Origin of the sequence: Coleofasciculus sp. E1-EBD-02 (genome assembly GCF_040218245.1) — a bacterium.
Classification (GTDB): Bacteria; Cyanobacteriota; Cyanobacteriia; order Cyanobacteriales; family Coleofasciculaceae; genus Coleofasciculus.
The window spans coordinates 1-25,137 of the sequence record NZ_JAVJQN010000176.1 but is presented as its reverse complement, the minus strand read 5'-3'; the positions used below and the strand labels follow the sequence as shown (position 1 = coordinate 25,137).

The window sequence follows — 25,137 nt, the reverse complement described above, 5'->3', positions numbered from 1 at the left end:
ATTGATGATCATCTGCATTTTAGGAGGAAATGATGCGACTGGAGTATCAGCTAACCTTTAATGACTACGTAACTGCCATAGATGCTGGTATTAAAGCACAAAATATCATAATTTTTCGCTCATCGTTTCGATGGGGCATTGGTATTTTCATTATCTGTCTTAGCTTGGCATCAGCCTTTGTATTTAAGTATACAATTGATGTATTTATTATTTGTATAGGAGTTATAATTTGTCCACCCATTTCTAATAAACTACTTCATTTATTATTTTTACAGACATGGGAAAAAAGCACCCATTTACATCAGAGTCTGACCGTTTACATAAATGAAACACAAGTCACATTTACTTCAGAAAATTCAAGTACAGAAATTAAATGGGACAAATTTGAATATTTTCTAGAAGAAAATAATACATTTATTCTTTATCCATCTAAAATCAGTTTCCATATCATTCCCAAGCGAGTGTTTAGTGATAGTGAAACACTAGATAGTTTCAGGCAAATATTAATTCAAAATGTAAGCAATGACAGAAAGGCTTTTTTAAGTAAAAACAAAAACACAAGAAAATATACTAATATATTATTCCTTGCTATACTGACGATTTCAATTTTCACATCTTTATTGCCGAGTAGTCGATTATTTCCGAGTAGTAGTGGAAAGTATTATTGGTTGAATGAAGGTAATGCTTTGTATGCTGACAAAAGGTACGACGAGGCACTTGATTCGTATAAAAAAGCACTTGAAATTGATTCAGAAAATGCTAGTGCTTGGTATAATCTAGGTCTTACACTAAGAAAGTTAAAAAGGTATGAAGAAGCACTTGATGCTTACGAAAAATCCCTAGAAATTGACCCAGAACATTTTAAAGCTTGGTATAATCTAGGTCTTACACTAGAAATTTTAAAAAGGTATGAAGAAGCACTTAATTCTTATGATAATGCCATAGATATTGATCCAGAAGATTTTTACGCTTGGAATCGTCGAGGTCTTACCTTACGGAAATTAACAAGATATAAAGAAGAACTGGCTTCTTATGACAAAGCCCTAGATATTGATCCAGAAAATCCTTACGTTTGGAATCGTCGAGGTCGTACATTACGAAAATTAAGAAGATACAAAGAAGCACTGGCTTCTTATGACAAAGCCATAGATATTGATCCAGAAAATCCTTACACTTGGAATGGTCGAGGTCTGGTACTAGGGGACTTAAAAAGGTACGAAGAAGCACTAGCTGCTTATGAGAAAGCTTTAAACATTGACCCAGATTATTCTAACCCTTGGCATAATCGAGGTGATACACTAAGGTACTTAAAAAGGTACGAAGAAGCACTAGCTGCTTATGAGAAAGCCTTAGACATTGATCCAGCACCAGGACATCCTTACACTTGGAATAATCGAGGTTTTGCACTATGGGGCTTAGGAAGGCATGAAGAAGCACTAGCTTCTTTTAACAAAGCTTTAGAAATTAACCCAGAATATGTTAACGCTTGGAATAACCGAGGTAATCTACTAAGGGAATTAAAAAGGTACGAAGAGGCACTGGCTTCTTTTGACAAATCCCTAGAAATTAACCCAGAATATGTTACCACTTGGCGTGGTCGAGGTCTTACTCTAGAGAGGTTAAAAAGGTACGAAGAGGCACTGGATTCCTATGAGAAAGCCTTAGAAATTGACCCTAACAACAAATTTGCAATCAAAGACCGCCAAAGGTTCTTAACTGAGCTAGGTTTATCTCAATAACTAACCTAGGCTTAACTTGTCCCAATGATTATCACCCTAAGTAGAATGACACTGAAATAAGGATGAGTTTTTTGTAGTAGATTTCACGGTTAACTTCGTTTAATATATTTCTATGACAGTATTTATGATCTGCATCATAGGAGGAAATCATGCGACTGGAGTATCGGCTTACCCTCAATGAATACCTAGCAGCTATGGAGGCTGATTGCAAAGCTAGGAATCCCGGGGTGTTAAATTCTTCATGGTCTACCACTATTTTTTTTATTATTGCTGGATCAATCATTTTATTTTTGTCTATTATTTTTGGTTCTATTACTTTTGCTAATATTGTTCTTCCATTTTTTATGTTTTTAGCAGCTATTTTGACCAACCCGCCTATTTCAAAGAAATTATATCGTTGGCAAATCTCAGGTCATTATAAAAATGACCCCCGTATGCATCAGTGTTTAACTATTGATTTAGATGAAAACACTATTCAATATACTTCAGTAGATGCAACAACTCAATATCAATGGAAAGGCGTTGATTATTTCATAGAAGCCAATGATGTGTTTAATCTTTACGTATCCAAAAAATTTTTCTTTACTATTCCTAAACGGGTGTTTAGCAATAGCGAACAACTTGATAGTTTTAGAAATATAGTCATTGAAAAAATTAATAATGATCCTAACTTCTTTAGGAATTAACCCAGAATATACTAACGCTTGGTATTTCTTTAAACGAAAGTAAATTTTATCGAGGATAAGCTGTTTGGTCTTTAAACCGTAATGTCAATAATGACGAAATCCTTGTAGTGCGAGCATCTTGCTCGCTACTAATACCCAATTTAAATGCATGACAGCTTAAAGCAATGAAAAAAGAATATGATTTTGAAAAACTGAAAAGCAGACCCAATCCATTTGCCCAAAGATTAAAACAACAAGTAACTTTACCCTTAAGGATAGAAGTCATAGAATATTTTGAGGCAATGGCACAATAAAAAGGAATGTCTTGGCAAGAGTTAGTAAATTTATACCTTGAAGATTGTGTTGTCAGCAAACGCGAACTATCTTTTGATATCTTGTAGGTTGCTCTCCATGAGTTACGCGATCGCGAAACCTACCGCAGGCGATCGCTAATCCTGTCGGGTGCATCACTACTCTACAATAAGGGGAGAATGAAAAATACCAAGAGTCCAATAAAATGGTTCAAATTATTCTAAATTTTTCTGAGGAAATATTGTCGGCACGGCGTAAGTATCCCCAGGAGTTTGGGGAGGAGATGCGTTTGGCAGCGGCGATTTTTTGGTATCAGCAGGGGGAAGTGTCTCCGGAGAAAGCGGCGCAGATAGCTGGGTTAAATCGTCGGGATTTTATAGAAGTTTTGGCTCGGCATAAAATTGATGTTTTTCAGGTAGATTTTGATGATTTGGAGCAGGAGTTAGAGCGTGCCTAGCTTGACGGTAATTAATACTTCGCCACTGATTTTTTTGAGTAAGGGTGGGTATCTTGAGTTGTTGCAGGTTCAACTACGGTAACATTTACTAAATTGGGCGCAAGCCTTGCGCCCCTACACGCCCCTACAATTTATGCACGCAAGCCTAATCCATTCAATTAGATGTGCCACGCTACTACATCTTTCTGGCGGGGATGCATCAAAACGGATGACAAAGGACGGAGGACAAACAACAAATAACAAATGACTTACAATTCCTCTTTGATGGGAGAAATAGGCAAATACTTTTCAATTATCTCGCCTAAGCCTAACCCAAAGCAGCCAAACCCCATGCCCAACATGATAATACTTAACTCGGCACTGTTAAAAAAGGCAGCGTCCGGTTTAATCAAGCTTAATATCAGCATTGCCACTGCCGACAAACCACTGATAATTAATGCCAGTCGAACACTACTTGCGGCAAACGTATAGCGTCCGGTTTCAGCGACGAGATAAGCGGCAAAAGGAACCCAAACGGTTGCTACATACACGGCATAAAATAAGACAATGAGACTGATAATTGAACCGCCCTTTAACGCGACAGCGAGTCCCAACGCCGTATTAATGATTGCAACAATTAAACGATTCAGTTGAGAATCGGGAATCAACTCAAAGTCTAAAACCACCTTCGTCTGCACCCGCAAAATACTACTCCCGACGCCTAAAGCGGGTACGATTAATGATAAAATCAACAACTGTCCCCCCAAGTGATTAGCGCCTCCACCCAGCCATAGTAAAATCCAAGGAATGATTGCTTTGCCATCAATATCGGTGGGTAAAATACCAGCCGTTTGGCTAGCAATTACTACAGCAGACGGTAATAACGCCAGAAACAGGAATAAGATAGCCGCTAAGACACAGCCAATATAGAGGTTGCGTACATCCCTGGCTTGCACAACAAATTGGTGATATTTCATATCAATTAATACCAGCAATACTGTCGATAAGGAGATGCCGAGTAAAGAAGGAGGACTCATCTGCTGTAGTGCGGGGATGAAATCCACTGGGGCGTGTAAATAGAGGGGAACAGCGTGCAGTTTCGCGATCGCGTACAATAATGCCAGGATATTGAATCCCAATAATCCCCGGAATAGCCAACTGGCTTTCTCAATCGGCAGTATAGAAGAGAGCAGAAAGACCAGTGCTAAGCCTAGCATACTGGGCTGCACGGGTAAATCCAGAACTTTGAGGATAAATGCGCCAGCAATAATTTGCACCGCAAAAATCCCAACTAGCGATAACCAGGACATGGTTCCCACCAGCACTTTGACGGGATGTCCGTAGCGGTTCCCCAGTAGCGTCCAGATTGGTTCAATTGACCGCCAATAGAATCGGGCAAATCCCAGGAGAATAAGGGTTCCTAGGGCAATGGAAATCGGATAGAGGCTACCCGCCCAACCCAAGGTTAAGGCTTTTTCGGCGGTTCCGAGAACAAATCCCAAACCATAATGTGCCGACACCAGCAAAGCCGCCAAGGAAAAGAAGCCGAGTTGTCGAGTTTCAGTGTGATTCACAGATGATAATCAAGTAAAGAAACTGTGAAGGTCATATCTTAAGTTTGCAATTTAATCCCTCTCGACGTAAATTGCAATCTTTTAGCCGCGTAAAGTCTTCACCTGTGAGGGTACGGCAGTTTTTCCTACCATAACCCAGGGATAATTGATTGGGTAGGGACACGATACTATCGTGCCTTCCAAGCTGTGGTGTAACTCTTTATAAAAGAGACTAATAGCTTTCTGAAAATCTGCGATCACGCCCTGTATTTTTTGTTTATATTTGTAGATATAACCCCGTTTTACATAAGCATTTGTTTATCAAACATAGAAAAATATGTCATGTCCTGGCTAGTCAATCAACCCAAACCTGTTTCTCTGTCTCAATTACTAGACCATTTCCAATTATCGCCCTCAGCAGTATTGAATGCGATGCAATCCTTATCCCATATTGAGTTCTTGTGCTTGTGCAGCAAGCTCATTCAGGATTTTCATTCGTTCGGCATCATTGCGATTTTTATAGTCCATCACATCTTGATAACGCATTCGATAAACTGTTCCCTCTCTCCAGTAAGGAATTTCTCCTGATTTCAGCAAACTCAAAACCTGAGTGCGAGAAACACCTAGAATATCAGCCGCCTCATAGAGTTCCAGTTCTTGTCTAATAGCAGTTACCTTGACGGCATGTCCTTGACTCATCTGTGTCAATGTCTCAACTAACAGATGAAAGGCGGCGGCGGGAATCGTCACAGTCTCGCTTGTAGCATCTTCTTGCATCACTTGAATAGTGATAGGTTTTCCGTTGTTTTGAACATAAGATGCTAATAGTTGATAACTCGCTTGAGCAATATTCGCTTCTGCTTCAGTTGGTGGAATGGTTGGGGAGTTTTTTTCCGTAGAGAGTGTCATTATCTATACAGTAATCCTAGATAAATGGTGAACAAAAAGTTAAGTGAAAAGGCAACAGCCCTAATACCCACTCAATTTTAAAGTGGTCACCTCTAATGTACCCAAATCAACGCAACGGATGACATGATTATTCGTGTCAGTAATATAGAGACGAGCCGCGATCGCACTGACTCCAGAAGGTTCGGCAAACTCCGCCTCATGACTCTGACCGTCACGGTGTCCCGCTTTTCCGTTCCCTAACAAGGTCTGACAACTCCCTGTTGTCGGATCGACGCGCTTAATTTTGTGATTATAAGTATCCGCTACCCAGAGGTAATTTTGGGTATATTCCACCCCTAAACAATGTTGGAGTCGTACCTCTGACTTTTGTCCATCGCGATCGCCAAATTCAAACAGTTCACCACTGCCACAAATTGTCCGCACGGGTAAATTATTAATTAGACCCACTCCCCGAATCGAACTGACTTCACTATCAGCCACGTAGAGTTCTCGACCATCGCTGGTAATCCCACTGGGTTGAGCAAAGGCGGCTTCATCAAGTGACCCATCTAAGCAAGCTTCTGCACCTGTCCCCGCATAAGTGCCAATCTCACCCGTTTCAAGATGCATTTCCCAGATTTGATGGGAACCCGCCATGGCAATCAGCAGGCGATTATCAATTATTTCAATATCCCACGGCGAATTTAACGCTGTCTGTAACCCTAAACCGCTATGGGGTTGAATCTGGCGACTTTGCTCTCCAGTACCCGCGATGGTTTCAACTTGCTCAGTTTCTAGATGAATACATCGCAAGCAATGATTTTCCGTATCCGCGACGTAGAGACGTTGATTGTCAGGATCTAGCGTGATACCTTGAGGTGCAAAAAATTGGGCTTCGGCAAACGTTCCATCGGTTAATCCTGGTTCACCTGTACCAATAATATTTAATACTTCACCTGCCAACGTACTCACCACAATGCGATGATGACCGGAGTCAGCAATAAATAGGCGATCGCTAAATTCATCAGCCAGGACTTTACCGGGAAATGCCAAAGGATTGGTCAGGGGATGTTGCTGTTTTTCCAATGTGAAATGAAGTGGCTCCATTGTCATTGTGCCTTTGTGCTGGTGTTTCTGAATCAGTTCCCCTATGAGTTGATCGAGAACCTCTCGATTCCCTTCTCCTGCCACATCCCTGATCACATATCCTTCCGGGTCAATCACGACTAACGTGGGCCACGCCCGAACCGCATACTGCTGCCAGAGATTACCATTAACGTCTACAACAACGGGATGCTCGACATCGTAGCGAAGAATTGCCTGACGAATATTTTCTGCATCTTTTTCGTTATCAAATTTAGCTGAGTGAATACCAATCACAATCAGACTATCTTTATATTTTTGTTCTAAATAGTTTAAGTCTGGCAGAACATGGAGACAGTTAATACAGCAGTACGTCCAAAAGTCGAGAATCACCACTCGCCCTTTTAAACTCGTCAGGGAAAGCGGGTGATTGGTATTTAACCAGATGCCGTCTTGGGGAAGTTCTGGTGATCGAACCCGTGGTGTCATGCGATTCTCAGTGATTGTTCATTGCTTACTGCTGAGATCCTAACCCACCGTTCACTGTAATACCGTTTTTCCAAGTATTCGCAACAGATGTGATCTACCTTCCGTTCCCCTTTTTAGATCCCCCTCCCGTCCCCCTTCAAAAGGGGGAGACCAGATGTTGCTTCGCTTTTTATTCCATGGGGAAGCCAGTGATTCGCATTATTTTTCAATCAGTTCGGGTAAGGTTGGTGGCAAGTCAGCGTCAGGAACGACAGGCTTAATTGTTGGTGTTGGCGAGGGAGTTGGCGTGTCTTCTTCCGATTCAGGGGATTCCGGCGGTAATGGTTTATCGGGAGTTACTGATTTTTCTGTCGCCTCTTCGGGAGCAGTTTGGGTTGTCTCTGGGTTCGATTCCCTGTCCTCTGGAATCACTTCTGATGGCTGTGGAGAAGTTTTTGGGGCTGAAGTTACGGGTTCTGTTTCCGCTTGGGGTTTCTCTGGGGATGTTGGAGTTTTATCCAAGGATGTAGATGCTTCAGGTTTTGGCTGAGATTTGGTTTCCTCAGTCACGATATCCGAGGCTTCCTCAGGAGTTTTTTGGGATGGAGTTACAGGTTCTGTCTCTGCTTGCGGTTCCTCTGGGGATGTTTGGGTTTTATCGAGGGGTGTAGATGCTTCGGGTTTTGGCTGAGATTTGGTTTCCTCAGTCACGATATCCGAGGCTTCCTCAGGATTTATCTGGGGTGAAGTTACAGGTTCTGTATCCGCTTGGGGTTCTGGCGGCGACTCTGTTTCCTCTGGCAAAACTTCAGGTTCAGGTAACGGTGTTTCTAGTTCTTCTGGTTGTTCAGGGGATGGGGTAGAAGACACTTTGGGTTTTTGGAATCGTTCCCGGATGGTTTGATAGAAGCGATTGAAAAATCCACGGGTGGGGGATTTGTCTGTGGGTGGGGCTTCAGGAGTTTCCAAGTCTTTGGCTGAGGGAACGGTTGCATCTGGCGTAGCAGGTTCTACGACTGTGGGAGAGTCTTCCCCTGTTTTGGGTTCAGGTATTGATTTTTCTTCGACAGTTACTTCGGGTTCAGGGGTGGGAATTTCTTCGGGTATCTCTGGTTCAACCGTTGGTTTTTCTTCAACGGGAGTGGGAGACACTGACGGTATTGGTGTTGGCTCTACTGTAGGCGATGGAGTCGGTTCAGGGGCGGGTGTCGGGATTACTTCTGGCGTGGGTGTTGGTGCGGCTTGAACTTTATAGTTGGGATCGATAATGCTACGGGCAACTTCAGCAGAAAGCTCGTTCCGCATTAACTGAGAGAGTGTGTCATTGCCCCCTGGCTGATAACGAATTAGCCGCGCTGTGTTATTGTAGGCGTTTTTAACCGGATTTCCTTGCTCATCCAGAAACTCTAGCTGCACCCAGTTTTTACCGGGTTTAAAACCGTTGAGATAAACGGACTGCCAGCGATCAAGGGTAAAACTTTCACCATTGATGGTGACGCGAATTTGCCAATCGACAATCTCGTCTTCTGGGTTTTCTTGGGCGACAAGGTGCAGGGGAGCATTTGTCAGGTAGTAGTCGAGCAGGATAGGTTCAGCACCATAGCTGCCTAGGGGATGGTTGTAGGTTAAAAGCGGTAGGTTGGCTACCGGATTATTATCGTCAGTTTTGGTAAATACGTGAAATGTGGTTTGAGCGTAGGCTCCTTCATTTTTAAAGCTTTCATGCCAAGGACGAGCGGCGAAAACTCGTAGGGTGTGGGTTCCAGGGGATAAGTCTTCCAGGATTAGGGGTTTATCGACGTTGTAAACCGGAATATGAGACTGATTGTCAAGAATTACGTTGAGATGAGGACTCATGTTTAATTCTGGGTTTTTGAACAGGGGTAAGTCCTGCACCTGGAATTTTACGGAGACGGTGGTGTCTTGGAGAATCTGATCCGGAGTGGGACTCAAGATGGTGACTTGAGGCTGATAGCTTTCTAAGCGGCGGTTCAGTTGCTGAATCACTGGGGGTGGGGCGACTTCTGAGAGTTGTGCCACTGGTTTGGTTGGCGGTGGGGCTTCCTCTTCAATGGGGGGTAAGGTTTCGGTGCTTTCGCCACATGCCACCAGTCCCACCATCAGTACTACTACCAGTACGACTGAACAAATTGCTCTTACTGTTTTCCACCAGAGATTCCTAGCCAACACACCATCTCCTCAACTAATTCTGCTCATTAGGAACTATAGCGAACAATGGCTACTCCTCTACTCCTCCTCTACATGATGGATGGGGGAGATAACGAAGGACGAATGACGAAGGACGAATGACCAATCTGAGATTAAACCCATCTATTGTTTAGTTTTGTAAATTTTATCGATCACACTCTTGACTTTTTTGGGAGTTTGCTCAAATCAAAACCCAAAGTAGACCTTGATTTGCTGAAATTTGAATTTTTGTTAAGTGCAGCCCAAGACTGCCTCCAGCAAGACCTATCATCAACAAAAGAGTTATCCCCTAGATTTCAACGGGGATATCGTTTTTCCAGGAAAGTTACGCCAAAAGCGGTACTTTCCGCTAAATTGATAAAAAAGCAAACTTCCTTTTGGATATTTCTCGTTCCTTGTATAGAGAGGAGACTCCTGATGACAATCAGCCCTCCTGAGCGGGACACGAAGGCAAAGGTAACAGTTGATAAAGATCCCGTTCCTACTTCATTTGAGAAGTGGTCTAAACCGGGACATTTCGACCGTACCCTAGCCAAGGGACCAAAAACCACCACTTGGATTTGGAACCTTCACGCGAACGCTCATGATTTCGATAGTCATACCAGTGACCTAGAAGATGTATCGCGCAAAATCTTTAGCGCTCACTTCGGTCACCTAGCGGTTATTTTTGTCTGGTTGAGCGGCATGTATTTCCATGGCGCTCGGTTTTCCAACTACGAAGCTTGGCTTACTGATCCAATCAATATCAAGCCAAGCGCTCAAGTAGTCTGGCCCATCGTGGGTCAAGACATTCTAAATGCGGATGTCGGTGGCGGGTTCCACGGCATTCAAATCACGTCAGGATTCTTCCAAATCTGGCGTGCATCTGGAATCACTAATGAATTCCAACTTTACTGCACCGCCATTGGTGGTCTAGTCATGGCAGCCCTGATGCTGTTTGCTGGCTGGTTCCACTACCACAAGCGGGCGCCCAAGTTGGAATGGTTCCAGAATGTAGAGTCCATGATGAACCACCACTTAGCTGGATTGTTAGGTTGTGGATCATTAGGTTGGGCGGGTCACCAGATTCACGTCTCTCTGCCGATCAACAAGCTACTGGATGCTGGGGTAGCTCCTGAGGATATTCCTCTCCCCCACGAGTTCATCCTGAACAAGAGCTTGATGGCAGAGTTATATCCCAGTTTCGAGCAAGGGTTGAAGCCGTTCTTCACCCTGAACTGGGGGGCGTATGCTGACTTCCTCACCTTTAAAGGTGGGTTAAACCCAACCACAGGTGGATTGTGGCTCTCAGACACCGCGCATCACCACTTAGCGATCGCGGTTCTGTTTATCATCGCAGGTCACTTCTACCGGACGAACTGGGGAATTGGTCATAGCTTTAAGGAAGTTCTGGAAGCTCATAAAGGTCCCTTCACTGGTCAAGGCCACAAAGGGATGTATGAGATCTTCACAACCTCCTGGCATGCTCAACTGTCCTGGAACTTAGCGCTGCTCGGTTCGCTGACCATTATCGTGGCGCATCACATGTACGCGATGCCTCCGTATCCGTACTTAGCCACCGATTATGGAACGCAATTGTCCATCTTTACCCACCACATGTGGATTGGTGCATTCTGTATCGTTGGGGGTGCTGCTCACGCGGCAATCTTCATGGTGCGGGACTATGATCCGAATATTCATGTGGATAACCTATTGGATCGGGTTCTTCGCCACCGGGATGCGATTATTTCTCACCTGAACTGGGTTTGTATCTTCCTCGGCTTCCATAGCTTCGGTCTGTACGTTCACAACGACACGATGCGAGCGTTTGGTCGTCCTCAAGATATGTTCTCGGATACGGGGATTCAACTCCAACCGATCTTTGCTCAGTGGGTGCAGCATTTGCATACCCTGGCTCCTGGCGGAACCGCTCCCAATGCCCTAGAACCTGTCAGCTACGCCTTTGGCGGTGGCATGGTTGCTGTGGGTGGCAAAGTGGCAATGATGCCCATCACCTTGGGAACGGCGGATTTCTTAATCCACCATATTCACGCCTTCCAGATTCATGTCACCGCACTGATTCTGCTCAAAGGTGTGCTATATGCCCGGAACTCTCGTTTGATTCCTGACAAATCATCCCTGGGTTTCCGCTTCCCCTGCGATGGTCCAGGTCGGGGTGGTACTTGCCAAGTATCAGCTTGGGATCACGTCTTCCTCGGTCTGTTCTGGATGTATAACTGCATCTCGATTGTAATTTTCCACTTTAGCTGGAAGATGCAGTCCGATGTTTGGGGAACGGTGGCGTCCGATGGTACCGTGTCTCATATCACGGGCGGTAACTTTGCCGCTGGCGCAATTACAATTAACGGTTGGTTGCGTGACTTCCTGTGGGCGCAAGCCTCTCAGGTGATCAACTCCTACGGCACAGCGTTGTCAGCTTATGGCATCCTGTTCTTAGGCGCTCACTTTGTCTGGGCATTCAGTTTGATGTTCCTGTTCAGTGGTCGCGGCTACTGGCAAGAGCTGATCGAATCCATTGTCTGGGCGCATAATAAACTAAAAGTGGCTCCAGCGATTCAGCCTCGCGCTCTGAGCATTGTCCAGGGTCGGGCTGTGGGGGTAGCTCACTACCTCCTAGGAGGAATTGTCACCACTTGGGCATTCTTCCTGGCACGAATACTAGCAGTCGGATGACGGCTGTTTGAATCGATACCACTATAAAGCAGGACACCAGGTCTTGCCTGTCTCGACCCCATCCCAAACTGGAACTTCGGTTCCAGGGGGTCACAGAAGACAGAAAACGAGCAGCAAAAGCATAAGTCTCTGTAGGATTTCCTAACGAAAGACAGATGGCAACAAAATTTCCGAAATTTAGCCAGGATCTCGCTCAAGATCCGACAACACGTCGAATCTGGTACGGAATTGCCACCGCCCATGACTTTGAGAGCCATGATGGCATGACGGAGGAAAATCTTTATCAGAAGATTTTCGCCTCTCACTTCGGTCATCTTGCAATCATTTTCCTGTGGACCTCTGGCAGTCTGTTCCACGTCGCCTGGCAAGGCAACTTTGAACAGTGGATCAAAGATCCGCTTAACGTCCGTCCGATCGCTCACGCGATTTGGGACCCTCAATTCGGTCAACCGGCTGTTGATGCGTTTACGCAAGCCGGTGCGTCTAACCCTGTTGATATTGCTTACTCTGGGGTGTATCACTGGTGGTACACCGTCGGGATGCGGACAAATGGGGATCTGTATCAAGGGGCATTATTCCTCTTGGTGCTATCTGCCGTCTTCCTGTTTGCAGGTTGGCTGCATTTACAACCCAAGTTCCGTCCTAGCTTGGCTTGGTTTAAAAATGCTGAGTCTCGCCTAAACCACCACTTAGCGGGTCTGTTTGGGGTGAGTTCCTTAGCATGGACAGGTCACCTGGTTCACGTTGCGATTCCCGAAGCTCGGGGACAGCATGTGGGTTGGGATAACTTCCTGTCCGTCAAGCCACACCCAGCGGGTTTAGCTCCGTTTTTCACAGGAAACTGGGGGGTTTATGCCCAGAATCCAGATACAGCAAACCATATCTTTGGTACGTCTGAAGGTGCTGGCTCTGCGATTCTTACCTTCTTAGGTGGGTTCCATCCTCAGACTGAATCCCTGTGGCTGACCGATATTGCTCACCACCACCTGGCGATCGCTGTTCTGTTTATCATTGCGGGTCACATGTACCGGACGAACTTCGGTATTGGACACAGCATGAAAGACATCATGGCAGCGCACAATCCCCCACCGGGAACCCCGTTTGGTGGTTTGTTGGGTGAAGGTCACAAAGGAATCTACGACACCTATAACAACTCGCTGCACTTCCAGTTAGGTTGGCACTTGGCTTGCTTGGGTGTAGTTACCTCCCTGGTAGCGCAACACATGTATTCCTTGCCGCCTTATGCATTTATGGCGCGGGATTATACCACGCAGGCAGCGTTGTATACTCACCACCAATACATTGCGGGCTTCTTAATGGTCGGTGCATTCGCCCACGGAGCAATCTTCCTGGTGCGGGACTACGACCCCGAAGCGAATAAGAACAATGTGTTGGCACGGGTATTGGATCACAAGGAAGCAATCATCTCTCACTTGAGCTGGGTTTCCTTGTTCCTCGGATTCCACACCTTAGGTCTTTATGTTCACAACGATGTGGTTGTGGCATTTGGCACGCCTGAAAAGCAAATTCTAATTGAGCCTGTTTTCGCTCAATGGATTCAAGCGGCTCACGGTAAGCTGCTCTACGGATTCGATACGCTGCTATCTAATCCAGATAGCATTGCCACCACGGCTTGGCCCAACTACGGTAACGTTTGGTTGCCCGGTTGGTTAGATGCGATTAACGATGGCGGTAACTCCTTGTTCCTGACCATTGGTCCTGGTGACTTCTTAGTTCACCACGCGATCGCACTCGGTCTGCATACCACCACCTTGATTCTGGTCAAAGGTGCGTTGGATGCCCGTGGTTCTAAGCTGATGCCCGATAAAAAAGACTTCGGTTACAGCTTCCCCTGCGACGGTCCCGGTCGTGGCGGCACCTGCGATATCTCCGCTTGGGACGCTTTCTATCTAGCGATGTTCTGGATGCTGAATACCATTGGTTGGGTAACCTTCTACTGGCACTGGAAGCATCTAGGAATATGGCAAGGCAACGTAGCTACATTTAATCAGAACTCAACCTATCTGATGGGTTGGCTACGCGACTACCTCTGGCTGAACTCCTCTCAGCTAATCAACGGGTACAACCCGTTTGGAACCAATAACCTGTCCGTTTGGGCTTGGATGTTCCTCTTAGGACACCTAATCTGGGCGACTGGTTTCATGTTCCTGATTAGCTGGCGTGGTTACTGGCAAGAACTGATTGAAACGTTGGTTTGGGCGCACGAGCGCACGCCTCTGGCGAACTTGGTTCGTTGGAAGGACAAGCCGGTTGCTCTGTCCATCGTTCAAGCTCGTGTGGTTGGTTTAGCTCACTTTACTGTGGGGTATATATTGACCTACGCGGCGTTTGTGATTGCCTCGACTGCGGGTAAGTTCGGTTAGCGAACTGAAGCCTTGTAGGTAATTAAATAAATCCCCTGCCTTCGGGTGGGGGATTTTTCGTTTAAGCCCTTTTTTACCCCAGCGACTGGAAGTCACGGCTACACAAACAAAGTCCGCCTACGCGGACTTAGGAGCTAGCTAACCCAGATTGGGTTGCACTTACAACAGGGAGAAGCTAAATACATCATTCTATGCAGCTATGGCTTCAAAGTTGAAATTATCGGTTTTCTTCTTCTCTATTAGTGAAGCTGTATCGTCAATTACCAAAAAAACTGTTTCTTGTTGCAATTCTGTTAGCAATTGGAGGATGAAGTCTTCTAACTTGGGAAGATGTTGCAGCAGTTCTGCCTCGGTCATCCAAACTTCGACTTCAAAAATTGACTCACTGATTAGGCGATAATCACTACTTTGATAGAAACCGACAAATTTTTTACAAATACTGCCCCCAAAACATTTACTCAATAATTGGTTTGCTTGTTCTACATAAGCCGAAGTTTCCCAAGGAATATCAATATGAATGGTAGACGGAATTAACAGGCGAAGTTTATGGTTCATTATTTTGCAGATGCGAATTTTGGATGACGTTTTTAAAGTTTGGTCTACTTTCGCCGACAAATTTTTACCTGATAGTGGGACATTGACCGAGTTGAGAGTGTTGAGCAAATGTTGCGAAGTTGGTTCTTCTGCAAGGATTTGAGCAGTATATTGTAAAGACATCAGTGTATCTCCTCAAAACGTTCCATTTGTTTCAAGCCTATCGAGGTTAGTGAGTTAATGTCCAGACGAAATAAATGTAAATAAGTCTTGATTTCTTATTCGCACTTAACCACAGTTATCGGCATTGTGAATATTTTTGAGTACAGTAGAAGTAAATCCATCTAATTACCACTCATGACTCAGCAACGCAGAAGAGGTTTTCTGGCTAGCCAAGATGGTTCGAGACATCTTGACAACAAAATGCGCGAAATGAGTTATACCCAAGAACGTCTAGCAACAGAGGCTGAGGTTGGCGAACAGCAGGTTAAAAATTTATTACATCCTCACTGGGGACGTAAAACTCAAAAAGACGCAATCCAGAAAATTGCCAAAGTCCTCCAGCTAGAACCCACAGATATCGTTGATCCCAATGATTGGTATCCACCTGTTCAAACCAGAGAGTCTACTGACTCGCTTGTCGTGAAACCGAGTCGTGAACGTTTAAGCACACTTCCAAATCAGAACCTACCCCCACAGGATAATAAATTCATCGGTCGTGAAAAAGAACTATGCGACTTAATGAGATACCTATCTGAGGATCATGCCGCTTCAATTATTACGGTAGATGGGATTGGTGGTGTTGGAAAGACGGCTTTAGTTGTAGAAGCAGCATATCGCTGTCTTGAGTACAGAGAATACGGAAATGCTAGGTCTGATAGTTCTACCCTTTCAAAAATCACTTGTGAAATCCCTTTATTTGATGCAATTATTTTTACCTCCGCCAAAGAAAATCAACTTTTACCAGACCGAATTTTAGATAAACTCACTTCTCAGCGTACACTCCAAGAAATTATGAGAACAATTTCAATTACATTAGATGAGCCGTCAATCATGCATGAAAATGAGATAGAACGAATAAGGAAAAGACTCCGACAGCAAAAAGTTTTATTAATTATTGATAACCTGGAAACAATCGAAAATAAAAATAGAGTATTGTCTTTTCTTTACGAATTACCCAAAACTGTGAAATCAGTCATTACTACCCGTGAGCAAATAGGTGTTTGTTTTGTCCCTATTCACTTAGAGTCATTATCTAAACGGGAAAGTAAACAACTAATTCAGCAGCAAGCTGATGATAAAGGAATTTCTCTAACGAATGAGGATAAAAATAACCTGATTAAAGCTAGTGGAGGGATTCCTATTGTCATTATTTATACTATGGGTCGTTTAGCTATGAGCAACTCTCTCACAACAGTATTAGCAGACTTAAAAAGTAACCATAATGATGTAGCTCATTTTTGCTTTAAACAGTCAGTCGATGATCTCAAGAGGCAACATGAACATGCATATAGGTTACTGATGTCTATAGCCATCTTTCACAAATCACCTGATCGAGATGCAGTTGTTGAAGTTGCTGGACTCAGTACAGAACCAATGATTTCAATTAATAAGGGGTTAGAAAAACTGCAACAGATTTCTCTGATACGCCTTTACAAAGGACGTTATATAATGTTACCTTTGACCCGTGAGTATGCCTTAGCAGAATTACGCAAAAATCAAGAGTTTAAAAAAGAAGCTTTGAATCGATGGCTAGAATGGTATAAAAAATTTGCGAAAAAACATCATGAGCCAGAAAAAAAGCCAGAGCGATTTGTCGCAGGGTACAATCGCTTACACGAAGAGTGGGAAAATCTTTTAGCTGTTCTTCGCTGGTGTAAAGATGAAGAACGTTATGAAGATGTTAAAGAACTCTGGTCATATTTGAATAACTATGCTAATCTCAGAGGTCATTGGCAAGATAGGCGATTCTGGCTTGGCTGGATTATTAAAGCATCTACATTAAGAGGGGAGCATAAGACTACTTTGGGAGTTAAGTCTCGTAAGGGACGAACATTACTACTGATGGGTAAACCCGACGACTTAGAAAACGCAGAGAAACTTTTATTGGAAGCATGGGAATTACGCCAATACGGTGATTTTGATGATTTAGACTACTTAACAAATCACTTAGCTGGACTTTATCTTCGCTTAGAAAAGCCTGAAGAAGCACACAAGTGGTTGAACCTAGAACAGAAAATTCTGAATGATACAAATTTACCGAACGAAAAGCGTATTGCTCATCAAATTTATATAGATAGAGAACGATCAGAAGTATTATTTGAGCAAGGTCGATATTCTCAAGCTCAAGCTCTTTGTAATCAGGTCATTCAAGAATCAGATAAAATAAAAAATCAACGCCAGAAAAATTACAGTCAAAAAATTCTAGCTGATATTGCTATTGCTGAAGGTGAATTCGATAAAGCTGAAAATCTTCTTTTCATTGGATTTGATGAAGTTAAAGCGGCTAAAGACAAACGTAGAACAGCCTATTATTTGGCTTCTTTTGCTAAGTTGGAAAAGGCTAGGTCAAATTTTAATAAAGCAAGAGAATATGCAAACAAAGCACATAATTATTTTATCGAGCTAGGTATGATACGAGATGCTAAAAAAGTCAAATTCTTGTTGAATTCCATAAGTTGTAAATAGGGGTTGCTGAATAAATGTTGAACCCAAGGCAGTTTAACGCTAGTGGTGTTCAACCAAAGTGTATTGCGTCTACTCCTCCAAAATCTCAACCACATCCTCAATCATCACATCAAAGGTTCGAGCCAACTTATAAATCGCGGTAAAGTCTACCATTGACAACTCGGAACGGCGGGCATAGCTTTTGACCGTGTTGTACATCACACCAGAACGGTCAGCAACCTCCTTGAGCGTCCAGCCTTTCTCAGCCGCCAGTTCGCGAATTTTCAGCCTGACTAAACCCATACTTGACTATCGGTGCAACTGCACCTTATGATAATTCTGATATATAAAGCGATCGCTCTCCCAGTCTCGCAAACCTAAGAGCGATCGCGCCAATGTCCCAATTAAATGGGAATTAATTACTATGTTATCAACACATACCACAAAAACGCCCACCTTTGAAGCCTCAAAGCTAAATTACAAATCCTCCACCCGTCACCCCCTGGCACGATTCGTCACTGTCGAGACAGTCGCCTTGCTGTTTAACCGCTCCCCCGACGAGATTTATCGCATTGAGTGCTGGCAACATATCGTTTATGTTCACGGTAAAGGGTTGAGCCGATTCATCAGCTATGCCGACTTTCCGCCAATCCTAGAAGCTGAACCTCCCACGCCTCAAGACATGGTGCGTTGGCGCAAGCGCTGGAAGTCTCGAATTGCTCCAGAGTTTTGGACAATATTCTATAGATATCAGTTCAACCGAGCCAAGAGTGAGTCGCAATTGCTAGCGTGGGGAGAATTTGTTGCTCTGGTGAAAGGATTGTTATCAACAGCCGCCTTAGAACACCTGCGCCAAGCCTACCAGCTAGAACAATATTGGTGGCGTCACTTTTGACAAAACACTGAATCTGGCTTAACTAGAGGAAAACCAGACCATTGAATATGAACACTCAACTCGTTGAATCTCTAATCCAAGTTATCCTATCTCTCTCGAAAGAGGAGCGTCATTTACTTGAGCAAAAGCTGTTTTTTGAATCATCAAGTCCTTCAACGGGTGACTTAATGCAAATGGCTCAAAAGGGTGGCTCGTTCAACTTCCTGTACGATGAACCCGATTTGTATACTCTTGAAGATGGGGAAGCAATCTAATGTCTGTCAAAAAAGGAGATATTGTTTTAGTTCCCTTCCCTTTCACAGATTTGAGTACAACAAAACTGCGTCCGGCTGTAGTGTTATGGGTAGATTCTACAGGTGATGACATAACCCTCTGTTTTATTTCATCTCAAAATCTAACCCGTCTCAGTCCAGATGAATTTGTTCTAGATACTTCAGATCCCGAATTTTCCAATACTGGACTAAAGGTTGCTTCTAAAGTGAGGGTGACACGAATCGTTACTCTTGAACGTCGGTTGATTACACGACGTATCGGTAAGTTAGGCGTCAATCAAATTCAGCAATTGAACTCACTTATGCTTCAAGCCTTTCAACTCTTGTAATTGAGTTTTAATGTGAATGGTACTGAAATTTTGGTTGAATCTGGCTCAACTCAGGAGAACAAGACGATGACAGATCAACGTGCGATCGCAAGATATGATTATGATAAGGATAGTTGCCCATCTTGAGCTAAAACTCCTATGACCCTCAAACAGCTTGAAGCTGAAGTCCTCGCTCTGCCTAAAGACTCTCTAGTTGCATTGCTGGCGCGACTTCTGGAACATTTGAGTCAACTCAGTGAAATTGACCAAGATGTTGAACGTGTTTGGACTCAAGAAGCTGAAGCACGCGATCGCGAAATAGACGATGGTCAAGTCACTGGTATTCCGGCTGAGGACGTGTTTCAACAGATTCGTGCGTCCTGGCAATGAAAACGGTTATATTTCATCCACTGGCAAGTCAGGAGTTAACCGAAGCCATAGCCTATTACGAAGCGCAACAACCGGGACTTGGCTTGGAGTATTTAGAAGACGTCGAAAATACAGTTAATCTCCTCAGAATTTATCCAGAAGCGGGTTAAAGAGTTCGAGGTTCTATTCGTCGTCTGCAAGAAACGTCAGGAATGCCAATGGGACAAGCCTACCAGCTAGAACAATAGACGATGACCGATCAACGTGCGATCGCTCGTCATCACCCAGCTATGACCACAGTGACGATTAGCCTCTAAGATAAGAAATAATCACTGCTCCTTTAGCTAAGAGTTTATGTTACGAGATCTCACTATACAAAACTATCGCTGCTTCAAGAACTTTCATATCGATGGGTTAGCACAGGTTAATTTACTCGTGGGTATGAATAATTGTGGTAAAACCACTTTCTTGGAAGCTATATATTTAATAACTAATCATGGCAATCCAATTTATCTATTTGGCGTTATGGTCAACCGTGGAGAAGTAAACCGTGGAGACTTAAATACTTCGCCAAATAGCGGTTTATTGAAAAAAAATTATAAATACCCAATATATCGTTTATTTCATGATAACCAGACTACTGAAGAAAAAAGAATTATTATTCAATCTAATTCAAATAAAAAAATAATTATTCAATTAACTGAGGTAGATAATGCACAATATTCTTCAATCAATCCGAATATTGACGAAAGTGAATTAGATTTAGAGACAGAATTAAGTCGTAAATACCTTAAAATTTTATACGGCAGTAAAACATCTAATAGTTTTCCTATTTCAAATGATGGTTTTTTGAGTGAAAACTTTTACAAAAAATCTCTGCTGCATTTACCAAATTCAAGTTCTGAAAGTATATGGCTTACAAATGAATTAACAGAAGTTAGAGATTTGGCTCGTCTTTGGGATAAAATTATTCTTACTCCTAAAGAAGATAAAGTAATAGAGGCTCTGAGAACATTAGATCCAAATATACAACGTCTTAGTTTTACTAGCAACCAAAATTTTTACAGTGATATTTTGCTTAAAGTTGAAGGTAAAACAGAGCCGCTTCCTTTAAGTAGCATGGGCGAAGGAATGGGACGAATACTCAACCTAGCGATGGCAGCCGTGACAGTTGAAAATGGTTTTTTACTCGTCGATGAGATCGAGACAGGTCTATATTATGAGTCTCAAACGGATATGTGGCGCTTGATGTTAGAAATAGCACAGCAGTTAAACATACAAATTTTTGCGACAACTCATAGTTGGGACTGTATCTGTGCGTTTCAAGAAGCTTTGGATGAATTAGATGATCCATCAGTAGGCAAATTATTTCGATTGAGTCGTAAGGGTGAAGAGATACGTCCGGTTGAATACGATTCTGAAAAATTGGGTGTTGCTGTGCGTCAAAGTATTGAGGTTCGCTGATGCCAAAAAAACCAAAACCTCATCAGCTATTGGTTGAAGGAAAAAATGATCGCCATGTGATTTGGGCTTTGTGTAATCAATATCAGTTGCCAGAAACATTTTCTGTAGAAGTAGCGGAAGAAAAAGGAACAGAGGGAATAGAAGCACTTTTAGCTGGATTACCAGCTAGAATTGATGAACCCAAATTACAAACATTAGGAATTGTCGTTGATGCGGATCAAGACTTACTGGCACGATGGCAAGCTGTACGAAATCGACTCATGGAGAGTGGATATCAGACGATTCCGACAGTACCTCCCCCAGATGGCGGGGTGTATACACAACCAGACAAACCCAAAATAGGTGTTTGGTTAATGCCTGATAATCAACTTCCTGGAATGTTGGAAGATTTTGTTGCCCATTTAATTCCCTCTGATGATAGTTTGCGTCCAAAAGCCGAGGCGATTGTGCAAGAGATTGAACAGTTTAACTTGAATCGTTACACGCCAATTCATCATCCCAAAGCCTTAATTCATACGTGGTTAGCTTGGCAGGAAACACCGGGAATGCCAATGGGACAAGCCATTACCGCACAGGTACTGAGTTATAATGCTGCTGAAATTGCGAACAAGTTTGTTGAATGGTTAAAACGTCTATTTGAGTTAGCGGATACTTCAAAATAAATGTGGCAAATCAAGCGTTAATGACGAATTAAAAATGTCATGTATTTTTGACACTTGGTTATGTCTCTTCTTCTGATTCATCTCTGACTTGGAAATACCAGTAGAGGTTGGCAACAGCTAAGTTTGAGGCTTTTTCCAGGTTTGCCGGGACTAAGGTTTTGTAACCCGCGATCGCAGCTTGTTGAGTGATGTATGTTTCCCACTCTTGACGTAACTTAGGTTTGATCATAAATTGCAGTTGGTCAAGCAAGGATGCGGGATGAGATTTTTGCTTTAAGTTTTCATAGAGTAATTGTTCGGGGGGTTCTGCTAAGATGTTTGGATCTGCACTGGCGTCTAGGGTAGCCGTGGCGTCTAAGTTGCTGAAGTCGGCACTTTGAAGCAGTTTGACTTCCGATGCAGGAAGCGAGCGCATCCAATCAACCTGATTTTGCCAAGACTCCAGTACGACTAAATCATGGTCATGAATTCGGGTAAGTTCAGGGAAAAGAAAATCTAACTCGTCTTCGGTGTCACAGCGTTCAATTACAGTGAGGGCATCTTGACGGATTTTATCCTGGAGGTGGGAGAGGCGATCGCTCACGGCGGCTAACTCATTTTGCTGTTGATAGGGCCGATTTGTCAGCTATGCCGACTTTCCGCCAATCCTGGAAGCCGAACCTCCCACTCATCAAGACATGGTTCGATGGCGCAAGCGCTGGAAATCTCCAATTGCCCCTGAATTTTGGACAATATTCTATAGATACCAGTTCAACCGAGCGACGAGTGAATCCCAATTGCTAGCGTGGGGACAATTTGTTGCTCTGGTGAAAGGATTGCTCTCAACAGCCGCCTTACAACACCTGCGCCAAGCCTACCAGCTAGAACAATATTGGTGGCGTCACTTTTGACGGCTAACTCTAGCTCAATTCGAGGAAAACCAGACCCTTGAATATGAACATTACAATGGTATCAACGCTTACGGCAAAAATGCCTATCCTTGAGGCATCAACCATCAATTATAAAAGGCAATGGGATGAGTAACTTAATCACAATTGGAACCCAACCCAAAACGTTAACCTTCGAGCAATTCCTGGAATGGTATCCAGAGGACGGACGATACGAACTTATTGATGGGAAAATTTTCGAGATGCAGCCAACAGGTCAGCATGAAGATGTTACTGAATTTCTAGTCGAGAACCTCACAACTCTGAGTCGGAAACTACAACGGCGTTATCGTTTTCCTCGACGCGCTTTAGTCAAAGCACCCAGTTGGGAAACTGGCTATCTTCCAGATGTTATCGTGGTTAACCGCGATGCCCTCAAGACTGAACCGTTGTGGGAAAAAGCGGCAACGATTCAAAACGGAACATCTATTCCTTTGGTCGTGGAAGTGGTCAGTACAAACTGGGAAAACGATTACGCCAGAAAGTTGGAAGATTATGAGACAATGGGTATCTCTGAATATTGGATTGTTGATTATTTAGGACTAGGAGGTCGGCGCTATATTGGCTCCCCGAAACGACCAACGCTTAGTGTTTACAAACTCGTTGATGGTGAGTACCAGGTAAGTCAGTTTAGGGAAGGAGAGCGTATTGAATCCCTAATATTTCCGGAGTTGGACTTAACGGCTAACCAGATTTTTCAGGCTGGGAAATAAGCCAAAAACTTAGTGCTGACGGACAACTCATCATCAGATTTGATACGCATACAGCATAGAATCCGGTAGGGGCGCACCGACGTGCGCCCAAACAAATATTGACGGCACTCGTCGTCAGCGCTTACTCCCTTCTTGGCCTGGTGGCACGCCTGGAATTTTGAGGCGGATACGGTAAAGGCTATTACTGGTAGTAATGTAGAGAGATTTGTAATCGTCATCACCCCAGGCTAGATTGGTAGCAAGTTCAGGAACTTCAATCCTGCCTAATAGATTGCCTGAGGGTGAGAAAATCCATACGCCCCCTGGTCCGGTACTGTAAATATTCCCCTCTTGGTCTACCTTCATGCCATCGGGTACACCCTTTGTACTGGGGTCTTTTAATTCGGCAAATAGCTGCCCATTTTCCAAAGTACCATCGGATTTCACATCGAAGACACGAATGTGACCTTTTTCCGAATCATTCACATATAGTTTCTCCTCATCTGGTGAAAGGGCAATGCCATTCGGACCCACAAAATCTTTCACTAACAACGTCAGTTCCCCATCCGGTGTCAACCGATAGACACCATAGAATCCCAGTTCTTCTTGCTCAGATTTAATGCCATAGGGGGGGTCAGTAAAGTAGATACTTCCATCGGATTTGACTACGAGATCATTGGGACTGTTGAGTCGCTTTCCCTGGAACTGATTGACCAGCGTAACAATTGTGCCGTCTTTTTCAGTACGGGATATACGGTGATTACTATGTTCAGCACTGACTAAACGCCCTTCCCAGTCTAGAGTATTACCATTGGCGTTGCCCGAAGGACGACGAAATATTTCTGGTTTTTGATTCGGTGTCCATTGATAGATAGTATTAGCCGGAATATCACTAAAGAGTAAGAAGCCGTTTGGATGCCAAATGGGTCCCTCTGTAAACCGAAAGTCTCCCGCTAGTTTTTCGACTTGGGTATTGTCATCTAGAATCGCTTCTAGACTATTTGGATTACCCTGATTACTCGATTGTGCTGTAGTTAGGCGGGAGTTTGTTCGAGACGTTGAACATCGAAACCCTAAATCGTTTCTGGCTTCAGTAACGCCGTTGCTGGGCGCAATGGTTAAAGCCGTAAAAACAAGACTGTATAGAGTAACTCGAACGGTTAGGTTTTTCATGTCAATGGCATTGATTATTTCTGTGAGGCATAAAAAGCCTGACTTGCAGAATCAGCTTCAAAATGGTCTTGTACAAAATAGTTTCATTGTAATACTCGCATAAGGATTTCCACAGGTAAGGATTGCTATCCACCACCGCTCTACAACATCAAGTTTCCAAGCTTGTGGTTAGAACAATCCGCCTTACTCACTGGAGATTTAGCCAGAGTATTGGCACTCGTGCAGCAGGGGATAACCACAGCAGCACATCAGGCTTTTGTCGAGCAGTTATAGCACTACGCACTCTAGTTAGGACATAAAAGAAAACTTAAAATCGCTCAATCCCTTAATGAGTAAGCATTTTTCTTCAAAGAAAGCCTATGACACACTGAGCGTGTTACCGAGCGTGTTACTGAGCGAAGCGTTCGACTGAGCGCTCACGCCGAAGTCCGAAGTAAGCCGAGGTAAGCGTTCGACTGAACTTCGACAGGCTCAGGAGTCCGCGCTCACGCCGAAGTCCGAGGTGTTGCCTATTGACTATTGCCTAGCGCGTAGCGCGTAGCGCTATATCAGAATTATCACTAGACGAGTGATATCCTCCCACTCTATGGGATAGAGGCGTGAGGCGTCTCGATAGATTAAGGGATTGACATCCTCCCAGCGCTAAAAGCGCGGGATTCCTAAACCTCACGATTTAGGTTTCTGCTTCATTGCAACCGCCCTTAAACCCGAAGATTCTTAGGTCTTATGTTCGCTCCACAGACTAGCCCCGCAAGCCCTGCGGTTA

Annotated in this window: 23 protein-coding genes and 1 pseudogene; 16 read left to right on the top strand and 8 right to left on the bottom strand. The window is 43.8% G+C overall.

Features of this window, described 5'->3' with window-relative positions; all coding sequences use genetic code 11:
- The first annotated feature begins 29 nt into the window (after positions 1 to 29).
- The 4 genes and pseudogenes from RIC07_RS28090 (at position 30) to RIC07_RS28075 (ending at position 3,173) form a co-directional block, all read left to right on the top strand.
- Positions 30 to 1,739, top strand: coding sequence for a tetratricopeptide repeat protein (locus RIC07_RS28090; RefSeq protein ID WP_446397394.1), 1,710 nt, complete (start codon positions 30 to 32; stop codon positions 1,737 to 1,739).
- Positions 1,740 to 1,888: 149 nt separating this feature from the next.
- Positions 1,889 to 2,425, top strand: a complete 537-nt coding sequence (locus RIC07_RS28085; protein WP_446397393.1) for a YcxB family protein — start codon at positions 1,889 to 1,891, stop codon at positions 2,423 to 2,425.
- 164 nt (positions 2,426 to 2,589) lie between these two features.
- A pseudogene (locus RIC07_RS28080) lies at positions 2,590 to 2,805 on the top strand (antitoxin).
- A 116-nt stretch (positions 2,806 to 2,921) separates the two neighbouring features.
- Positions 2,922 to 3,173 (top strand): UPF0175 family protein, encoded by a 252-nt coding sequence (locus RIC07_RS28075; RefSeq protein ID WP_446397392.1) that lies wholly within the window; start codon positions 2,922 to 2,924, stop codon positions 3,171 to 3,173.
- Between the two features lie 248 nt (positions 3,174 to 3,421).
- Here the strand turns inward: RIC07_RS28075 and RIC07_RS28070 are convergent, their stop codons facing one another.
- The 4 genes from RIC07_RS28070 to RIC07_RS28055 all read right to left on the bottom strand — a co-directional run bounded on the left by RIC07_RS28070 (position 3,422) and on the right by RIC07_RS28055 (position 9,331).
- Positions 3,422 to 4,726 (bottom strand): hypothetical protein, encoded by a 1,305-nt coding sequence (locus RIC07_RS28070; protein WP_446397391.1) that lies wholly within the window; start codon positions 4,724 to 4,726, stop codon positions 3,422 to 3,424.
- 420 nt (positions 4,727 to 5,146) lie between these two features.
- Positions 5,147 to 5,614 (bottom strand): helix-turn-helix domain-containing protein, encoded by a 468-nt coding sequence (locus RIC07_RS28065; protein WP_446397390.1) that lies wholly within the window; start codon positions 5,612 to 5,614, stop codon positions 5,147 to 5,149.
- A gap of 60 nt (positions 5,615 to 5,674) precedes the next feature.
- Entirely contained in the window at positions 5,675 to 7,165 is a 1,491-nt protein-coding gene (locus tag RIC07_RS28060) for a thioredoxin-like domain-containing protein (protein ID WP_446397389.1), read from the bottom strand.
- A 198-nt stretch (positions 7,166 to 7,363) separates the two neighbouring features.
- Complete coding sequence (locus RIC07_RS28055) at positions 7,364 to 9,331, bottom strand: hypothetical protein (protein ID WP_446397388.1); 1,968 nt, start codon at positions 9,329 to 9,331, stop codon at positions 7,364 to 7,366.
- A 438-nt stretch (positions 9,332 to 9,769) separates the two neighbouring features.
- On the opposite strand from RIC07_RS28055, the gene psaA reads away from it, so the two are divergent.
- Both psaA and psaB read left to right on the top strand, forming a co-directional pair.
- Positions 9,770 to 12,025, top strand: coding sequence for a photosystem I core protein PsaA (psaA, locus tag RIC07_RS28050; protein ID WP_446397409.1), 2,256 nt, complete (start codon positions 9,770 to 9,772; stop codon positions 12,023 to 12,025).
- 155 nt (positions 12,026 to 12,180) lie between these two features.
- Positions 12,181 to 14,409 (top strand): photosystem I core protein PsaB, encoded by a 2,229-nt coding sequence (gene psaB / locus RIC07_RS28045; protein WP_446397387.1) that lies wholly within the window; start codon positions 12,181 to 12,183, stop codon positions 14,407 to 14,409.
- A gap of 189 nt (positions 14,410 to 14,598) precedes the next feature.
- Here psaB and RIC07_RS28040 read toward each other — a convergent pair whose 3' ends face one another.
- Positions 14,599 to 15,126 carry a hypothetical protein gene (locus RIC07_RS28040; RefSeq protein WP_446397386.1) on the bottom strand — a complete coding sequence of 176 codons (528 nt, stop codon included), beginning with the start codon at positions 15,124 to 15,126 and terminating at the stop codon, positions 14,599 to 14,601.
- Between the two features lie 174 nt (positions 15,127 to 15,300).
- On the opposite strand from RIC07_RS28040, the gene RIC07_RS28035 reads away from it, so the two are divergent.
- Positions 15,301 to 17,631: an NB-ARC domain-containing protein gene (locus RIC07_RS28035; protein ID WP_446397385.1), complete on the top strand. Its 2,331-nt coding sequence runs from the start codon at positions 15,301 to 15,303 to the stop codon at positions 17,629 to 17,631.
- 69 nt (positions 17,632 to 17,700) lie between these two features.
- Here RIC07_RS28035 and RIC07_RS28030 read toward each other — a convergent pair whose 3' ends face one another.
- Positions 17,701 to 17,913: a helix-turn-helix domain-containing protein gene (locus tag RIC07_RS28030; RefSeq protein ID WP_446342930.1), complete on the bottom strand. Its 213-nt coding sequence runs from the start codon at positions 17,911 to 17,913 to the stop codon at positions 17,701 to 17,703.
- 121 nt (positions 17,914 to 18,034) lie between these two features.
- On the opposite strand from RIC07_RS28030, the gene RIC07_RS28025 reads away from it, so the two are divergent.
- The 7 genes from RIC07_RS28025 (at position 18,035) to RIC07_RS27995 (ending at position 21,580) form a co-directional block, all read left to right on the top strand.
- Complete coding sequence (locus tag RIC07_RS28025) at positions 18,035 to 18,505, top strand: hypothetical protein (RefSeq protein ID WP_446397384.1); 471 nt, start codon at positions 18,035 to 18,037, stop codon at positions 18,503 to 18,505.
- Positions 18,506 to 18,552: 47 nt separating this feature from the next.
- On the top strand, positions 18,553 to 18,759 hold the full coding sequence (locus RIC07_RS28020; RefSeq protein WP_446381255.1) for a hypothetical protein: 207 nt from the start codon (positions 18,553 to 18,555) through the stop codon (positions 18,757 to 18,759).
- Positions 18,759 to 19,106 carry a type II toxin-antitoxin system PemK/MazF family toxin gene (locus RIC07_RS28015; RefSeq protein ID WP_446381256.1) on the top strand — a complete coding sequence of 116 codons (348 nt, stop codon included), beginning with the start codon at positions 18,759 to 18,761 and terminating at the stop codon, positions 19,104 to 19,106. Before RIC07_RS28020 ends, RIC07_RS28015 begins: the two co-directional genes overlap by 1 nt.
- Positions 19,107 to 19,244: 138 nt before the next feature.
- The gene (locus RIC07_RS28010) at positions 19,245 to 19,475 is read left to right on the top strand and encodes an addiction module protein (protein WP_044211050.1); all 231 of its coding nucleotides are present in this window, start codon (positions 19,245 to 19,247) and stop codon (positions 19,473 to 19,475) included.
- Entirely contained in the window at positions 19,472 to 19,624 is a 153-nt protein-coding gene (locus RIC07_RS28005) for a type II toxin-antitoxin system RelE/ParE family toxin (RefSeq protein ID WP_446397383.1), read from the top strand. The genes RIC07_RS28010 and RIC07_RS28005 overlap by 4 nt, the downstream gene beginning before the upstream one ends.
- A gap of 184 nt (positions 19,625 to 19,808) precedes the next feature.
- Positions 19,809 to 20,918, top strand: coding sequence for an AAA family ATPase (locus RIC07_RS28000; protein WP_446397382.1), 1,110 nt, complete (start codon positions 19,809 to 19,811; stop codon positions 20,916 to 20,918).
- A complete protein-coding gene (locus RIC07_RS27995; protein WP_446397381.1) occupies positions 20,918 to 21,580 on the top strand; it encodes a DUF3226 domain-containing protein in 663 nt (220 codons plus the stop codon). Before RIC07_RS28000 ends, RIC07_RS27995 begins: the two co-directional genes overlap by 1 nt.
- A 58-nt stretch (positions 21,581 to 21,638) precedes the next feature.
- Here the strand turns inward: RIC07_RS27995 and RIC07_RS27990 are convergent, their stop codons facing one another.
- Positions 21,639 to 22,163, bottom strand: a complete 525-nt coding sequence (locus tag RIC07_RS27990) for a hypothetical protein (protein ID WP_446397380.1) — start codon at positions 22,161 to 22,163, stop codon at positions 21,639 to 21,641.
- 94 nt (positions 22,164 to 22,257) lie between these two features.
- Here RIC07_RS27990 and RIC07_RS27985 point away from each other — a divergent pair, with 94 nt between their 5' ends.
- Positions 22,258 to 22,470: a hypothetical protein gene (locus RIC07_RS27985; RefSeq protein WP_446397379.1), complete on the top strand. Its 213-nt coding sequence runs from the start codon at positions 22,258 to 22,260 to the stop codon at positions 22,468 to 22,470.
- A 125-nt stretch (positions 22,471 to 22,595) separates the two neighbouring features.
- Positions 22,596 to 23,219, top strand: coding sequence for a Uma2 family endonuclease (locus tag RIC07_RS27980; RefSeq protein WP_446397378.1), 624 nt, complete (start codon positions 22,596 to 22,598; stop codon positions 23,217 to 23,219).
- A gap of 114 nt (positions 23,220 to 23,333) precedes the next feature.
- On the opposite strand, the gene RIC07_RS27975 is transcribed toward RIC07_RS27980, so the two are convergent.
- On the bottom strand, positions 23,334 to 24,371 hold the full coding sequence (locus tag RIC07_RS27975; RefSeq protein ID WP_446397377.1) for an SMP-30/gluconolactonase/LRE family protein: 1,038 nt from the start codon (positions 24,369 to 24,371) through the stop codon (positions 23,334 to 23,336).
- Between the last annotated feature and the right edge of the window lie 766 nt (positions 24,372 to 25,137).

Coding starts and splice junctions, on each gene's coding strand:
- RIC07_RS28090 (WP_446397394.1), top strand. CDS start 30: ATGATGCGACTGGAGTATCAGCTAACCTTTAATGACTACGTAACTGCC.
- RIC07_RS28085 (WP_446397393.1), top strand. CDS start 1,889: ATGCGACTGGAGTATCGGCTTACCCTCAATGAATACCTAGCAGCTATG.
- RIC07_RS28075 (WP_446397392.1), top strand. CDS start 2,922: ATGGTTCAAATTATTCTAAATTTTTCTGAGGAAATATTGTCGGCACGG.
- RIC07_RS28065 (WP_446397390.1), bottom strand. CDS start 5,614: ATGACACTCTCTACGGAAAAAAACTCCCCAACCATTCCACCAACTGAA.
- RIC07_RS28060 (WP_446397389.1), bottom strand. CDS start 7,165: ATGACACCACGGGTTCGATCACCAGAACTTCCCCAAGACGGCATCTGG.
- psaA (WP_446397409.1), top strand. CDS start 9,770: ATGACAATCAGCCCTCCTGAGCGGGACACGAAGGCAAAGGTAACAGTT.
- psaB (WP_446397387.1), top strand. CDS start 12,181: ATGGCAACAAAATTTCCGAAATTTAGCCAGGATCTCGCTCAAGATCCG.
- RIC07_RS28040 (WP_446397386.1), bottom strand. CDS start 15,126: ATGTCTTTACAATATACTGCTCAAATCCTTGCAGAAGAACCAACTTCG.
- RIC07_RS28035 (WP_446397385.1), top strand. CDS start 15,301: ATGACTCAGCAACGCAGAAGAGGTTTTCTGGCTAGCCAAGATGGTTCG.
- RIC07_RS28030 (WP_446342930.1), bottom strand. CDS start 17,913: ATGGGTTTAGTCAGGCTGAAAATTCGCGAACTGGCGGCTGAGAAAGGC.
- RIC07_RS28025 (WP_446397384.1), top strand. CDS start 18,035: ATGTTATCAACACATACCACAAAAACGCCCACCTTTGAAGCCTCAAAG.
- RIC07_RS28020 (WP_446381255.1), top strand. CDS start 18,553: ATGAACACTCAACTCGTTGAATCTCTAATCCAAGTTATCCTATCTCTC.
- RIC07_RS28015 (WP_446381256.1), top strand. CDS start 18,759: ATGTCTGTCAAAAAAGGAGATATTGTTTTAGTTCCCTTCCCTTTCACA.
- RIC07_RS28010 (WP_044211050.1), top strand. CDS start 19,245: ATGACCCTCAAACAGCTTGAAGCTGAAGTCCTCGCTCTGCCTAAAGAC.
- RIC07_RS28005 (WP_446397383.1), top strand. CDS start 19,472: ATGAAAACGGTTATATTTCATCCACTGGCAAGTCAGGAGTTAACCGAA.
- RIC07_RS28000 (WP_446397382.1), top strand. CDS start 19,809: ATGTTACGAGATCTCACTATACAAAACTATCGCTGCTTCAAGAACTTT.
- RIC07_RS27995 (WP_446397381.1), top strand. CDS start 20,918: ATGCCAAAAAAACCAAAACCTCATCAGCTATTGGTTGAAGGAAAAAAT.
- RIC07_RS27985 (WP_446397379.1), top strand. CDS start 22,258: ATGGTTCGATGGCGCAAGCGCTGGAAATCTCCAATTGCCCCTGAATTT.
- RIC07_RS27980 (WP_446397378.1), top strand. CDS start 22,596: ATGAGTAACTTAATCACAATTGGAACCCAACCCAAAACGTTAACCTTC.
- RIC07_RS27975 (WP_446397377.1), bottom strand. CDS start 24,371: ATGAAAAACCTAACCGTTCGAGTTACTCTATACAGTCTTGTTTTTACG.